Here is a 13,278-nt window from a genome sequence, read left to right on the forward strand (position 1 = left end):
TTACGAGCGGTTCCCAAGATTTACGAGCGGTTCCCAAGATTTACGAGCGGTTCCCAAGATTTACGAGCGGTTCCCAAGATTTACGAGCGGTTCCCAGGATTTACAAGCGGTTCTCGAGATTTACGAGCGGTTCATCTGCTCCTCAACCGCTTGCAGCTTGCCGGCCATCGTCGATTTTTTATCGCGTCGGTCATCGATGCGAATATTTGTAGCTACACGCTGAATCCCATTTTCAAATGGAACTTCGTGAAGCTGCTGGATCACATCAAAAAGGTCAGGTAGCTCACCTTCGATCAATGTGCTCATTGGTGTAAGCTGGTATTTTACCTTTTCTTCATTTTGCTGAAGTACCTTTTGTATTTTTGCTACATAGGAACTTACACTCGGTGTTTCCGTACCGATTGGGATAATAGTAATATCTGCGATAGGCATTTTTTCAACTCCTGTTCTTTTTTCATATTGTAGCAAATGTGAGAGAAAGAACAAAAATGAAAGTGGGAAAACAATGAAAATAGTAAAGGCGAAAAATACAAATTTGGAAAACATCGTTACAATAGATAAAGAAATGATAGGAACAGACCGGAGAAAGGAAGAAATAGGAGAAGCTGTCGAACAAGATAGATGTTTGCTAGTCTTTGATGATTCAGAATTGGCAGGGTTTCTAATCTACCATACTTCCTTTTTCGATTGCTGTTTTGTTTCATTGATCATGATTAGGCCATCTTTCCAAAGAAGGGGACACGCAAGTGCATTGCTGTCACATATGACTGAAATCTCACCGACTGAGAAGCTTTTCTCTTCTACTAATCAATCAAATGATGCGATGCATAAGGTTTTTGAAGCTAGCGGTTTTACTAAAAGCGGTTTTATAGACAATCTTGATGAAGGGGACCCTGAGATTATTTATTTTATAGAAAAGAGGTTCACAAATTAAATGGCAAAACTACAAAAAATAGATGAAGTGATCGATGCGCTTTTCCAGTATAGAGCAATAGGCACAGATCCAGCGTTCAGTCGTTTTATTCCGATGGTTTATGAACCTATTAATTACAACTGGCGCAAAGAATTTGAACCGGAGTTTAATGAATTGTTTAATGGTCTTATGTTAAGAGGAGATGAGGAAGTCGAGCGCATTTTCTTAGCTGTATTCCCGACAGACGAGGTACTCCAACGGTTTATTGAAGAAAGTCATCCGGGAGATCTTCTCTTTATGCATCATCCGCTTGTGATGGAATGCGGTGACCCTCAAGGGGAATGGGGGAGGGGGTTCTTACCTATCCACCCTGAATTAATCGCAAAAATGAAAGAAAAGCGATTATCGGTATTTACCCTTCATGTTCCGCTCGATTATTCTAGAACGATCAGCACAAGTGACGCGATGGCAGAAGCATATGGCGCGAAGGTTGTGGTTGAGTTTTTTAGAGATGAAAAAGGAGCATGCGGAGTAATTTGTGAGATCCCACCTGCAACAACAGAGGACCTCATTGAAAAATCAAAAGAAATTTTTCAAATCCCATATGCAGATTTAGAAGGACCCTCGCACACATCTATCACGAAAGTTGCCATTGCTGCCGGATGTGGAGATAAAGTATATGCGATGAAAGAAGCAGAAAAGCTAGGAGCACAAGCATACATAACGGGTGAAGTGCATTGCCATATCGATAATGAATACGGCAAGAAAAAATTTGATGAAATGAAAGAATACTGCCAAACTACAACGATGAGTTTAATAGGTGTTTCACATGCTGCTTCAGAATATTTAGTCCATGCCACACAGCTCAAACCTTGGTTTGAAGAACAATTTCATTTGCCAGTTACCTTGATCCCTCAAAAAAAGTGGTGGGTTTAGAAAATGAAAATTCGTCATGCTGAAGTAAAAGATGCAGCTCAAATAGCAAAAGTTCAGGTGCAAAGCTGGCAGGCCTCATATAAGGGAATAGTGGATTCTAATTATCTGTCCAAAATGTCTATCGATGAAAGGACTCTTAGATGGGAGGAGTGGCTTTTACAAGGTCCGTCTCATATCGTTTTCGTTTTGGAAGATGATCATAATGACATTTGGGGCTTTATATCAGGCGGCCGTATTCGATCTGATCATCCCTATGAGAGTGAGATTTATGCCTTCTATCTGCTAAAAGAAATCCAGCAAAAAGGTTATGGAACTAAAATGATTAAAAGATTCAGTCAGCAGCTCGTAAAACAAGGTCAAAAAAGTATGATTGTATGGGTTTTAAAAGATAATCCTGCAAAAAAAGCATATATTTCACTTGGCGGGATAAAGATAGATGAAGAGTTGATCGCGATCGGTAGTCAGAGCCTCATGGAAGAATGTTATGCGTGGCAAGATTTGCAGTTGATTTTAGATTAGTGTCCATCTCGTCCACATTAGCATATATTAAAAAGACACATTTTCTTAACAAATTTTGTTTTCCTCTTTCCAAATACCCCATCTTATCGTTACAATGGTAGAAGGTGTAAAAAAAGAAGTTGGTGACGTCATGGAATATGACTTAATAAATATTATTTATCAATATAGCTATTTCGGTATTTTTCTATTATTAGCTCTAGGCATAATCGGATTGCCGATTCCGGATGAAATTCTTTTAGCTACGGTCGGCTATTTTATATTTGCTGGTGACCTGCCTATGGTTCCGGCTGTATTAAGTGCATTTTTGGGAGCGCTAACAGGAATTACTGGGAGCTATTATTTTGGGAGTATTTGCGGAAGACCATTATTGTACAAACTTGGTCCTAAAATCGGAATCTCTGATGAAAAAATAAATAAAACACAAAATTTCTTTTCAAGATACGGAAAAACGGCTTTGTTCTTTGGCTATTTTGTTCCTGGCGTCAGGCATCTCACTGCTTATTTCGCAGGTATGTACTCTTTGAAATTTAGACAGTTCGCTATCTACGCATATTGCGGTGCTGTATTTTGGTGTTCATTCTTTATTTTGATCGGTTATCAGCTTGCAGGGCGCTGGTACATTGTGATGGACGTCATTCATAAAATCGGTATCTACGCATTCTCTCTATTAGCATTATGCTTAATCGTGTGGCTGATCTTTAAACCGAAAAATAAAAGCACCTATTCAAATGAATGGTATAAATAAAACGCTTCTTTTTATGAGGCGTTTTTTATTATGGTTTTTATCACACTTAAACATTTTTGTCATGTATATTTTCTCTCATCTCTACAAATTTTATAAGATGACAGTCAAAAATTTATCAAAAGGAGTGTCATCACAAAATGAAAAAGACAATTTTAGTTACTTCTATGGCCGTCATGCTGTCTTCTTTCCTTGGAGCTTGCGGGATGAATAATAACGATAAAGACATGGGTGAAGAAGCACGCAACAACATGACAGAAGTAAACTACGATAACCGTGCGGACCGTAACATGGATAACAACATGAATATGGGCATGGACAACCAGTACGACGAAAATGCACGTATGGATGTTGCAGACGAAGCTGCCAATAAAGTTACGGATTTAAAGGAAGTAGAAGATGCAACTGTTATCGTAACGGATAATAACGCTTATGTGGCTGCAAAGCTTAAAGGCGGCGAAAGCATGAAGCTTACAAAAGAAACAGAAAAAATGATCGGAGATACTGTACGAAATACAGATCCTGATATTAATGATGTATTTGTCTCGACTAACCCTGACTTCATCGACCGCATGAATGGGTGGGCAGATGACATAAACAAAGGAAATCCGGTTTCAGGTTTCGTTAAAGAATTCAATGATACGATCCGCCGTATGTTCCCTACAAACCGTTAATAACGAAAAAAAGAGGGCTGAGAACATCTCAGTCCTTCACTCTTGTTATAATTTGTTAGAAAATTCATTATATCTGAATATTGACTCCAATCGGTAATCGTGTTACAAATACATATGGTATTTAAATAATTTCGACATTTTTCGATAAAAATAGATAAATTTAATGGGCCACAGAGGAGGAACACTACATGGAGAAACGAACACTCTCAGTGGGGTTAATGTTATTTGCATTATTTTTTGGAGCAGGAAATTTAATTTTCCCGCCGGCATTAGGGCAGGCTGCAGGGGGAATGGTCTGGCAGTCAATGGCTGGCTTCTTCATAACGGGGGTGGGGCTGCCGCTTTTAGGTGTTATCGCTCTGGCACGAGCAGGCGGGGGACTGCAAACTCTTACGGAGCGCGTTAATCCCTTATTTGGATCCGTTTTTGCAATTATCTTATATTTAGCGATTGGACCATTCTTTGGAATCCCAAGAACAGGGACAGTAGCATTCGAAATGGCTGCTTTGCCGTTTCTTCCTGAAGGAATGGATACAGGATTGCCTTTATTCCTATTTACAGTTGTGTTTTTTGCGATTACGTATTGGCTTGCGTTAAATCCATCTAAGCTCGTAGATCGGATCGGGAATATTTTAACGCCTTTATTGCTATTTATTATTGGTTCCGTACTTGTAAAAGCGCTAATCACACCTGTTGGAAAACTTGGACAGGCCTCACCAGAATACGAGAGCAGTCCACTAGTTAAAGGATTCATGGATGGATATTTAACGATGGATACACTGGGTGCCCTGGCTTTTGGAATCGTAGTAATCTCTGCCGTTAAAAAACCAGGTATGAAGAAGGAAAATGTAACAAAGATGGTTATAAAAGCTGGTGTCATTGCCGCTGTTTGTCTAGCAGGAGTCTATGGCATCCTTGCATATCTTGGTGCAACAAGCCAGACTCTTGGCAAATCTGAGAATGGCGGACAGATTTTAACGAATGTTGTTTATCAGCTGTTTGGAGAGCCGGGGAACCTGTTACTCGGTTTAGCAGTAGCACTCGCTTGTTTGACGACATCTGTTGGACTTGTAACGGCAACGGGCGAATTCGCTCATAAAATGTTTCCGAAGCTGCCATATAAACTTGTCATTCTTGTATTGAGCATCTTTAGTGCTGGAGTGGCCAATGTTGGTCTTAGCCAGTTGATCACAATATCTGTTCCAGTTTTGACAGCGATCTATCCAGTAGCTATAGTGCTGATCATCTTATCATTCTTCCATGACGCATTCTCAGGGCGACAGGAAGTCTATCTCGGTTCAATCATCGCAACAGCATTAGTGTCGATTGCAGATGGATTAAAAGCGTTTGGCATGAACTTGGGAACGATTGATCAAATTTACTCTCACATTCCTTTGTATGCCGACGGAATCGGATGGCTAATTCCTGCTATTATAGGAGCAATCGTCGGTTTTATCATTGCTTTGATCAGAGGAAGAATCGTCATATTCTCAACTTAAACAAAAAAACGATGCAGAAGGAGCGAATCCTTCTTGCATCGTTTTTGTTTTGCTCATTTATAAATAGCTGTTTTTGAAAAGTTTAATTTATTTCTTCATTGACTAGTGGATTGGAAATCAACACTTCCCATAGCAACTAAGAGTACAAAACCTGCTTTTTTAATTTAGACCATTGCCGGCATTTTCTCTTTTAACTTAACCGCAACATTTTGTGCGATCCATACACCGCATGCACTTGCTTGGGCAAGGCCGCGAGTGATGCCTGCACCGTCTCCTCCCACATATAACCCGCTGATCTCAGATTCAAACTTATCATCAAGTTTTGGACGGGCTGAATAGAATTTAGCTTCTACCCCATAAAAGAGCGTATGTTCAGAAGCGATTCCCGGCGTTACTTTGTCTAGAGCTTCCGTCATCTCAATAAGACTTTTCATTGTGTTGTAAGGAAGGACAAGACCAAGATCTCCAGGCACTGCTTCTTTTAAAGTAGGACGCAGAAATCCTTCTTTGATTCGTTTATCCGTTGAACGGCGGCCTTTTAGAATATCTCCATACTTTTGCACCACAAGACCACCCATGGAAAGTTGATTGGCTAATTTTGATACTTCATGAGCATATTCAGTCGGTTGGTCAAACGGCTCAGCAAACTGGTGCGATACGAGCAAAGCAAAGTTTGTATTCTCGCTTCCAAGCTTAGGGTCTTTATAAGCGTGACCGTTCGCCAGCATGATTCCTGAATGGTTTTCAACCACAACATGACCTGAAGGATTGGAGCAGAAAGTACGGACTTTTGTTCCTACAGACGTATTGAAAACGAACTTTCCTTCGTACAGATGCTCATTGATCTCTTCCATCACAAGGTTTGAAGTTTCCACACGAACACCAATATCCACTTGATTTGCAGTCATCTTAATACGGCGTTTCTTTAGAATCTTTGTCAGCCATGTAGATCCGTCACGGCCTGGAACAATTACTGTTTTTTCAGCAGATAGCGAAGTCCCATCCTTTAAAAGAATTCCTTTTGATACGTATCCGGATTCTGTACGCTCAGTAAGAATATCTTCAACTTCTGCTTTGTACTTCATATCAATTCTCGTTTTTAAATACTCATATATACTTTTTAGAATTTCTAAGTTTTGTTCCGTTCCTAAATGGCGGACTTGTGCACGCAGCAGCTTTAATCCTGCAGCATAGCCGCGTTTTTCAATATCTTTAACTTCTGGTGTAAGAGGATCTGTAATGGAATCTGTTGCACCATGATCTAGATTTATTTCATCAACATATTTAATAAGTTCTACAACTTTATCCTCTGAAAGATAATCTGTCATCCAACCGCCGAATTCGGAGGTAATGTTGAACTTGCCATCTGAATAAGCACCGGCACCGCCGAAACCATTCGTAATGGAACAAGCAGGCAGACAGCCAGCAAATTCTTTTCTTCCAGCTGCTGGCGGACATTTTTTTATTTTCTTTTCTAAAATTGGACAAGATCTTGCATATATATCGTGACCTTTATCGATCAATAGAATTTTTGCTTCTGGCAGTTGTCTCGTTAGTTCGTAACTTGTAAATATTCCAGCCGGACCTGCTCCAACAACGATAACATCATAATGGGTATTCATAATATCCCCCTTGGAAAAGTAGATGAATTCTTTCAATTGTTTTAACCCTTGGTAAATATAACAATTATTCGGACACATTTCAACTAAAAACCGAACGATTTATTATAAAAAAATATAAATTATTCGTATTTATAGAAAATGGGACTGCCAAAAGCAAGTTTACCTTACTTTTGGAACAGTCCCATATTAGTACTTAATCTTTATAATTTTCCATCCATCTGTCATGGACTTGCGCTCTAAAGAGAATTTATAAACCTTATTATGCTTGCCGTCCTCATCATACTGTTTAACTTTTGCAGCGACCTCGGTACGCACGATAGGCGGGTATCTTGTACTCTTTTTCTTAATTTCGTATTGCATACTTGTTATGCCTTTGAATAGATCCTTAATCTGAGAGTTGTTTAATAAAGCTGTACTTAATATTGGCTTCGCGATTTTAATATCTTGCTGTTTCATGCCTACAAGGAACATGGAAACTGCTTGCTTTGCACTTGCTCCTGAGGCATATCGGTTTAGCTGGTCGCCAGCTTTTAAGATCATGAGTTGATGAGATGGATCAATATTCCTTGAGCGATGAGTAGAGCTTCCTGAAAAATGAATGCAAAAATGGCCAGGAAAGCCATTCTCTAACGCACCAGCTCCATGAGGCATACCATGCATGCTTCCCGCGATCATTCTCCCTTTCACAGGAATCAGGACAGCCCGGCGGTTCCAGCTCCATTTTCCGTTATATAGATGTTTTAAAACGGCAGTATCATCATGTGTTAAAGGCTGAACATCTGCATGCTGATTTCCGGCTCTTCGCTGTACTCGAAAATAAAAACCCGTTTCCAGATCAATCACTTTGAATGTTGAACCTTTTGGAATAAGTTCGCTGACTTTTTTCCACGGTAAAACCTCTCCTTTTTTTACGATCGGAAAATAAGTTAATGGTTCTTTTGCGAGGTAGGTTTCAGGGTACAAAAATAGACTGCTGGTCAGTAAGATTCCTATAACAGTTTTCTTCCACATATTGAATCCTCGATTCCATTTTTTCTCTTCCTTAATATGGGTTATTTTTTCGTTTTTATCCTTCTATTGGAAAAGAGATGAATGATTTTCTGCATGCTAATCGTCTATAAAAGAAACAGGGAGGAGGAGTGTAATGAAAATAGCAAAAAAACTGCTAATGCAACTTTTATTAACGTTCTTATCCATAATATTAATTAGCGGTTTGCCTGAACTCATCATGAATAAAAACGTATCAGCCTATTTTGAGAAAGTTAAGACTGTATTTATAGAAATGCTGCGCTTTAACGAGATGACCTATTTAAATCAAGGCATAAAACGTCCATTTCTAGAAGATATATGGGAACCTTACTTCTATTCCCTTACTATTCTTTTTGGTGCATTATTCATTGCATTTTGTTTCGCTCAAGTCCTGACATGGGGGACTCTGATGCTGCCGAACTTCTTAAGGCGAATAATAAAAAACATTCTTACCTTTTTAGAATCCTTGCCAGATCTGCTAGTATTTGCACTCGTGCAAATGGGCATCGTTCTGATCTATAAAAAGACAGGCGTATTAGTCTCAAATGTAGCTTCATTAGGTGCAGAAGACAGAATTTATATCGTTCCTATAACGTGTCTCATGTTATTGCCGTTTGTATATTTTTATAAAATGATGATTCTCATGACCGAAGAGGAAATGGGAAAGCAGTATGTTGAAACGAGTTTAGCTAAAGGGATGAAGAGACTGTATGTCCTCGTGTTCCACGTAACGAGGAACACGAGTGAGGGAATTTTTCATTTTTCGAAATCGGTACTTTGGTTTATGATCTCAAATCTTCTGCTCGTAGAAATCATCTTCAATATCCACGGCATCACTCATTATATGTATCATGATTTCAGACCAGAGATGCTTGCTGCATGCTTGATTCTTTTAGTCATCCCTTTTTTTCTTATCTTCGCACTGTTCGAATGGACCATTATGAGATATTCGAAAAGGAGTGAAGCGTTATAATTAAAAGTTATAAATTTTGGCTCGGTTTTTCTATGATCGCAGGTTTAATAGGGGCAAGTCTTATTTTCGCAATCTTCTTCGACAGTAATATACGGCAAGTACAGATCCTTTATGACGATGATATGAATATGATTGGTGCGGCACCATTCAATCCTTCACTCATGTTTCCGATGGGTACAGATGCTCTAGGTTATGATACCTCGATGAAAGTGCTGCAGGGAGCAAAGTTTACGCTGATCAGTGTAATTGCAATCGGGTTGCTGCGCGTATGTACGGCTTTCTTATTCGCTATCCCGCTGGCAATGTATACACCCGATCGTTTAAGAAAAAGTTTAGAACAGCTGCTGAGTTCCTTTTACTTTGTACCGTTGACAATCGTAGCTGTTTTCATACTTACTCCTGTTCTTTGGGAGCAGTTAAGGATGCCTGGGTGGGAAGAGTATTTTCTTTATTCTTATAAAGCAAGGGTAGGAATCGAGATCCTTGTACTAACTTTGCTGGTTGTTCCGCTGCTCGGATCTTTAATTGCAAATCTGATTGTTTCTGCATTAAAGGAAGATTTTATCGAAGGGGCAAAAGTGCTCGGAGCAAGTAAATGGAGAGTGTTTTCCAAACATATCATGCCGCATGTCCTGCCGAATCTAGTAATCGTATTCTGCCAGCAATGTGTTCAAGTGTTAGTTATTTTTATTCACCTAGGTTACTTCAAATTGTTTTTTGGAGGAACCGATGTGGATTACAACCCTTATGTAGCTGATCCTCCGTTATCAACAACAAACGAATGGTCTGGCTTGATTGGTGATTATTATAATCTGCTGCACGCGAACCCAGCGATCGCACTTGGACCGATCATCATGTTTGGGATATGCATCTATGCTTTTCAATTGATGGCAGAGGGTTTTCAGCGTCATCTTGATACAAGAAATGTTATGGGAATGAAAAAAAGAAAGATTCATCAAAATGGTTATGCCGATTCACCCCGTATAAATTTTGAATTCCTCTATAAAAGAGGTGATTATATTGATAAAAAACTTTAAATTTTGGACTGGATTTTTCATCATTTTTGGATTGATTGTTTCAAGTATTATATTTTCGGTATTTTTCGATAGCCAGGTAAGGCAGGTTCAAGTTCTTTATGATGAAAACATGACCCCTATAGAAGCAGCTCCGTTCGAACCTTCTTTCATGTTCCCGTTAGGAACAGACCCTCTCGGCTATGATACGGCAGGTAAGGTCTTGCAAGGAGCTAAATTCACTTTAATAAGTGTAATTGTTATCGGGGTCCTTAGGGTCATTTTTAGTTTTGTTGTAGCCATACCTCTCGCTTTTTATATGCCTGAAAAAATTAGAAAAAGCTTAGATCAGCTGCTGAGTTCCTTTTATTTTATCCCACTCACAATCCTAGCCATTTTTATTTTAAGCCCGATCCTAAAAGAACAGATCAAAATACCGGAGATGGAAGAGTATTTTATATACTCTTTTGCAGAGCGTATTGGTCTTGAAATTATTATATTAACGTTATTAGTTGTGCCTTTGCTAGGTTCGATGATCGGAAACATGATGGCGTCTACTTTAAAAGAAGATTTTATTGAGGGAGCGAACGTTTTAGGAGCAAGTAGGTGGAGAGTTTTTAAAAAGCACGTAATGCCTCACTTATTGCCAAAGCTTATTATCGTATGGTGCCAGCAATGTGTACAGGTGCTGATCATCTTTACACACCTCGGTTATTTTAAACTGTTCTTTGGAGGGACCGATATTGATTTCAATCCGTTTTGGGGTGACCCGCCAAAATCTTTATCCAACGAATGGTCCGGTCTTGTGGGGAACTATTATACTTATATACAAGGTAATCCTGCGATTGCGTTAGGTCCGATCATCATGTTCGGAATCGAGATCTATGCGTTTCAGTTAATGGCAGAAGGTTTTCAAAAACATCTGGAAACTAGGAATGTTAAAGGATTCAAAGAAGAGAAAACGTCTGAGAAACAAGAAGTTGCAGTTAAGGCTAGTGGCAAATTTCAATTTCTGCAAAATAGAGGCGCTTAAAAAACACCAACTTTCTCCCCTTGCCATAGTATGTAATATCCTGTGCAGACAGGGGGGAGAGAATTGATATTTGTTAATGGCTATTCAGTAAATACTGACCAAATCTCTGGTTTTAATCAGCTTACAGCCACCCAGAAACAGATCGGCCTAAAGCTGAAAAATTCTAGAGAATCTTTTTATTACAGAAGTCCTCACCAATTCTTGTTTGAAGTGATTATGCGTTCGAATATCGTTGCTGCCGCTTATGCCATGCGGGACAGCGGTGCTAGTTTTTCCACTTTTGTAAATGCACGCTGTAATCCTCAATATTGGAGACGTACAGCATATGGCGGATTCTTACTTCGGCCGGATGCCAATCCGTCTGATGCCATAACGGATATTTTCATTAATGGAAAAAGGTATGGCTTCGAGTGTACAACGGCTATCATGATTATGCTGTATAAGGCAGTGCTTGAGACAATTGGAGCGAAAATGTTTAATCAATTGTTTAATGGATTGCTTCTATATAGTACAGAACATGATGCGGATCTGCAGATCATTGCCGTGCCATCCGGAGATTCATTGCCTGGTGATGTAAAGTACATTAAGAACCCTGAACATCACCCAAATACGCCGCAATGGCAAGGGGAGAACGTGATTGACCTTGGGAACGGCCAAGTGTTCGGACATGGAATCGGAACGGGTACGATCGGTGAGATTATTGATGTCTTAAACAGAAAAAGGATTCCAGGTGCAACAGTGCCCGCATTCCTCACAGCTGAAATAATCCGGCCGAACTACCGGTTGATGTCAGAATACACAAGACATCCGGTCCGTCGTCTTCTCGGGGGAGTCATATGAAAAAGACGCAGAGAGTCAAAGATCTCTGCGTCTTTTTACGTTTAATTATTGAAGATATGGTCTTGGGTCAACAGCATTTGATTTTGAAGCGTTCCATGGTCCTTTGTGCAGCTCGAAGTGCAGATGCTGACCGCGAGAAGCTCCTGTGTTTCCTTGATAGCCAAGGAACGTACCTTGAGAAACAGCTTGTCCTGATCTTACAGCTGGAGTTGTTCTCATATGCGCGTAGATCGTTGTATACAACTGACCGTTAATATAGTGAGTAATATAAACAACATTTCCATAACTGCTAGAGTAATATGCTTTTGAAACGGTTCCTGAAGCTGCTGCAACAATCGGTACAGCACTTCCGCGTTTAGCGATATCCATTCCATAGTGCATACCGCTGCTTCTGTTACCGAAGTTAGACGTGATTATCCCTTGTGAAGGGAAGATGAAGTCACGGTATACAGGAGCAGGAGCTGGTGTTGGAGCAGGCGCAGGCGCAGGCGCAGGGCTTGAAGAACCAGAATTTGAAGAGCTCTTCGCTCTAGCTGCTGCTTCCGCTTTTGCTTTAGCTGCTGCTGCTTCTGCCGCCGCTCTTGCAGCTGCTTCTCTTTTTTTGCGCTCTTCTTCTTCTTTCTTTGCACGTGCAATTTCTGCTTTAATCGCAGCTTCTTGAGCAGAGAGTAAGTCGTTCTTTTCATCTAATTTCATAATATGATCATGTAAATGTTCTTCTTCTTTTTCCAATTGTGCAAGAAGGGCATTTTTCTGCTTTTTCTGAGCAGTCAGTTTCTGATTAAGTCCTTCAAGCTCTTTTAAATCGTTATTAAGGGATGTAAGTTCACTTTCAACTTGCCCTTTTTTCTTTTCAACGTCAGCTTTATCTTGTTTGTGCTCTTCTAATATCGCTTTATCTTGCTCAGCGATCACGTTAAGAGCAAATACTCGATCCAGGAAATCGCCGAAATCTTTTGCGCCTAATAAAACATCAAGGTAATTTACTGCTCCGCCGCTTTCATACATCGAACTTACGCGTTCTTTTAAAAGCTCGTCACGCTCCTTGATTCTTTTTTCAAGCACTTCGATTTCTTTCTTCAGCTTTTCGATGGAACCTTTTGTTTCTTTAATAGATTCTTTTTTGTTGCCGATCTGACTTAGTGTTTTATCAATGGAAGACTCTAAATCTTCTATTTGTTTAACCATGTTATCTTGCTGGTTTTGATTTTCTTTTAACTCGCTCTTTGTTTGATTCTGTTCAGAATGGTTTTGTTCTTTCTTTTCTTTTATAGAAGACAGGGTTTCTGCCGATACGGTATATGTACTAAAAGCTAGACTGAGAGACAATGTAGCCATCACAAGCTTGCGTTTCAAAATGGGTACTCCTCCTTGTAAGTGCAAATGTTGCCAATTTCTTTACAAAAGTGATTATAACATTGTTCGGGGGTCTGTTATCGCGAAATAATATTACATTTATATTTCAAAATGTTACACGATGAAACA

The 13,278-nt window shown here is 39.6% G+C and carries 14 protein-coding genes; 10 read left to right on the forward strand and 4 right to left on the reverse strand.

All coding sequences use genetic code 11. The features are described from left to right. Window positions 1-120 precede the first annotated feature (120 nt). Window positions 121-432: an MTH1187 family thiamine-binding protein gene (locus EV282_RS04085; protein ID WP_130294007.1), complete on the reverse strand. Its 312-nt coding sequence runs from the start codon at window positions 430-432 to the stop codon at window positions 121-123. Window positions 433-505: 73 nt separating this feature from the next. Here EV282_RS04085 and EV282_RS04090 point away from each other — a divergent pair, with 73 nt between their 5' ends. The 6 genes from EV282_RS04090 to brnQ all read left to right on the forward strand — a co-directional run bounded on the left by EV282_RS04090 (window position 506) and on the right by brnQ (window position 5,283). Then, entirely contained in the window at window positions 506-934 is a 429-nt protein-coding gene (locus tag EV282_RS04090) for a GNAT family N-acetyltransferase (RefSeq protein ID WP_130294008.1), read from the forward strand. Beyond that, window positions 935-1,849 (forward strand): Nif3-like dinuclear metal center hexameric protein, encoded by a 915-nt coding sequence (locus tag EV282_RS04095; protein WP_130294010.1) that lies wholly within the window; start codon window positions 935-937, stop codon window positions 1,847-1,849. 3 nt (window positions 1,850-1,852) lie between these two features. Then, a complete protein-coding gene (locus EV282_RS04100) occupies window positions 1,853-2,368 on the forward strand; it encodes a GNAT family N-acetyltransferase (protein WP_130294012.1) in 516 nt (171 codons plus the stop codon). Window positions 2,369-2,498: 130 nt separating this feature from the next. Then, the gene (locus tag EV282_RS04105) at window positions 2,499-3,113 is read left to right on the forward strand and encodes a DedA family protein (RefSeq protein WP_130294014.1); all 615 of its coding nucleotides are present in this window, start codon (window positions 2,499-2,501) and stop codon (window positions 3,111-3,113) included. Window positions 3,114-3,250: 137 nt separating this feature from the next. Next, window positions 3,251-3,784 (forward strand): YhcN/YlaJ family sporulation lipoprotein, encoded by a 534-nt coding sequence (locus EV282_RS04110; protein ID WP_226535724.1) that lies wholly within the window; start codon window positions 3,251-3,253, stop codon window positions 3,782-3,784. Window positions 3,785-3,972: 188 nt separating this feature from the next. Then, the gene (gene brnQ / locus EV282_RS04115; RefSeq protein WP_130294016.1) at window positions 3,973-5,283 is read left to right on the forward strand and encodes a branched-chain amino acid transport system II carrier protein; all 1,311 of its coding nucleotides are present in this window, start codon (window positions 3,973-3,975) and stop codon (window positions 5,281-5,283) included. A 164-nt stretch (window positions 5,284-5,447) separates the two neighbouring features. On the opposite strand, the gene EV282_RS04120 is transcribed toward brnQ, so the two are convergent. Further along, on the reverse strand, window positions 5,448-6,905 hold the full coding sequence (locus EV282_RS04120; RefSeq protein WP_130294018.1) for an NAD(P)/FAD-dependent oxidoreductase: 1,458 nt from the start codon (window positions 6,903-6,905) through the stop codon (window positions 5,448-5,450). A 186-nt stretch (window positions 6,906-7,091) separates the two neighbouring features. After that, window positions 7,092-7,916, reverse strand: a complete 825-nt coding sequence (locus tag EV282_RS04125) for a hypothetical protein (RefSeq protein ID WP_130294020.1) — start codon at window positions 7,914-7,916, stop codon at window positions 7,092-7,094. Between the two features lie 133 nt (window positions 7,917-8,049). Between EV282_RS04125 and EV282_RS04130 the strand changes: the two genes are divergently transcribed. From EV282_RS04130 to EV282_RS04145, 4 genes are all read left to right on the forward strand, one after another. Then, window positions 8,050-8,907: an ABC transporter permease subunit gene (locus tag EV282_RS04130; RefSeq protein WP_130294022.1), complete on the forward strand. Its 858-nt coding sequence runs from the start codon at window positions 8,050-8,052 to the stop codon at window positions 8,905-8,907. A 32-nt stretch (window positions 8,908-8,939) separates the two neighbouring features. Further along, complete coding sequence (locus EV282_RS04135) at window positions 8,940-9,944, forward strand: ABC transporter permease subunit (RefSeq protein ID WP_130294024.1); 1,005 nt, start codon at window positions 8,940-8,942, stop codon at window positions 9,942-9,944. Then, on the forward strand, window positions 9,928-10,953 hold the full coding sequence (locus EV282_RS04140; RefSeq protein WP_130294026.1) for an ABC transporter permease: 1,026 nt from the start codon (window positions 9,928-9,930) through the stop codon (window positions 10,951-10,953). Before EV282_RS04135 ends, EV282_RS04140 begins: the two co-directional genes overlap by 17 nt. Window positions 10,954-11,016: 63 nt before the next feature. Next, entirely contained in the window at window positions 11,017-11,793 is a 777-nt protein-coding gene (locus tag EV282_RS04145) for a protein-glutamine gamma-glutamyltransferase (RefSeq protein WP_130294028.1), read from the forward strand. A gap of 45 nt (window positions 11,794-11,838) precedes the next feature. Here EV282_RS04145 and EV282_RS04150 read toward each other — a convergent pair whose 3' ends face one another. Continuing rightward, the gene (locus EV282_RS04150; protein WP_242611828.1) at window positions 11,839-13,149 is read right to left on the reverse strand and encodes a murein hydrolase activator EnvC family protein; all 1,311 of its coding nucleotides are present in this window, start codon (window positions 13,147-13,149) and stop codon (window positions 11,839-11,841) included. Window positions 13,150-13,278 lie beyond the last annotated feature (129 nt).

This window comes from Fictibacillus sp. BK138 (assembly GCF_004216955.1).
In the GTDB taxonomy this organism is placed as follows: Bacteria; Bacillota; Bacilli; order Bacillales; family Fictibacillaceae; genus Fictibacillus.

Excerpts from the sequence above, each read along its gene's own strand:
- EV282_RS04135 (WP_130294024.1), top strand. The coding sequence starts at position 8,940 with ATGATCGCAGGTTTAATAGGGGCAAGTCTTATTTTCGCAATCTTCTTC.
- EV282_RS04085 (WP_130294007.1), bottom strand. The coding sequence starts at position 432 with ATGCCTATCGCAGATATTACTATTATCCCAATCGGTACGGAAACACCG.
- EV282_RS04095 (WP_130294010.1), top strand. The coding sequence starts at position 935 with ATGGCAAAACTACAAAAAATAGATGAAGTGATCGATGCGCTTTTCCAG.
- EV282_RS04105 (WP_130294014.1), top strand. The coding sequence starts at position 2,499 with ATGGAATATGACTTAATAAATATTATTTATCAATATAGCTATTTCGGT.
- brnQ (WP_130294016.1), top strand. The coding sequence starts at position 3,973 with ATGGAGAAACGAACACTCTCAGTGGGGTTAATGTTATTTGCATTATTT.
- EV282_RS04120 (WP_130294018.1), bottom strand. The coding sequence starts at position 6,905 with ATGAATACCCATTATGATGTTATCGTTGTTGGAGCAGGTCCGGCTGGA.
- EV282_RS04130 (WP_130294022.1), top strand. The coding sequence starts at position 8,050 with ATGAAAATAGCAAAAAAACTGCTAATGCAACTTTTATTAACGTTCTTA.
- EV282_RS04100 (WP_130294012.1), top strand. The coding sequence starts at position 1,853 with ATGAAAATTCGTCATGCTGAAGTAAAAGATGCAGCTCAAATAGCAAAA.
- EV282_RS04090 (WP_130294008.1), top strand. The coding sequence starts at position 506 with ATGAAAATAGTAAAGGCGAAAAATACAAATTTGGAAAACATCGTTACA.
- EV282_RS04125 (WP_130294020.1), bottom strand. The coding sequence starts at position 7,916 with ATGTGGAAGAAAACTGTTATAGGAATCTTACTGACCAGCAGTCTATTT.
- EV282_RS04110 (WP_226535724.1), top strand. The coding sequence starts at position 3,251 with ATGAAAAAGACAATTTTAGTTACTTCTATGGCCGTCATGCTGTCTTCT.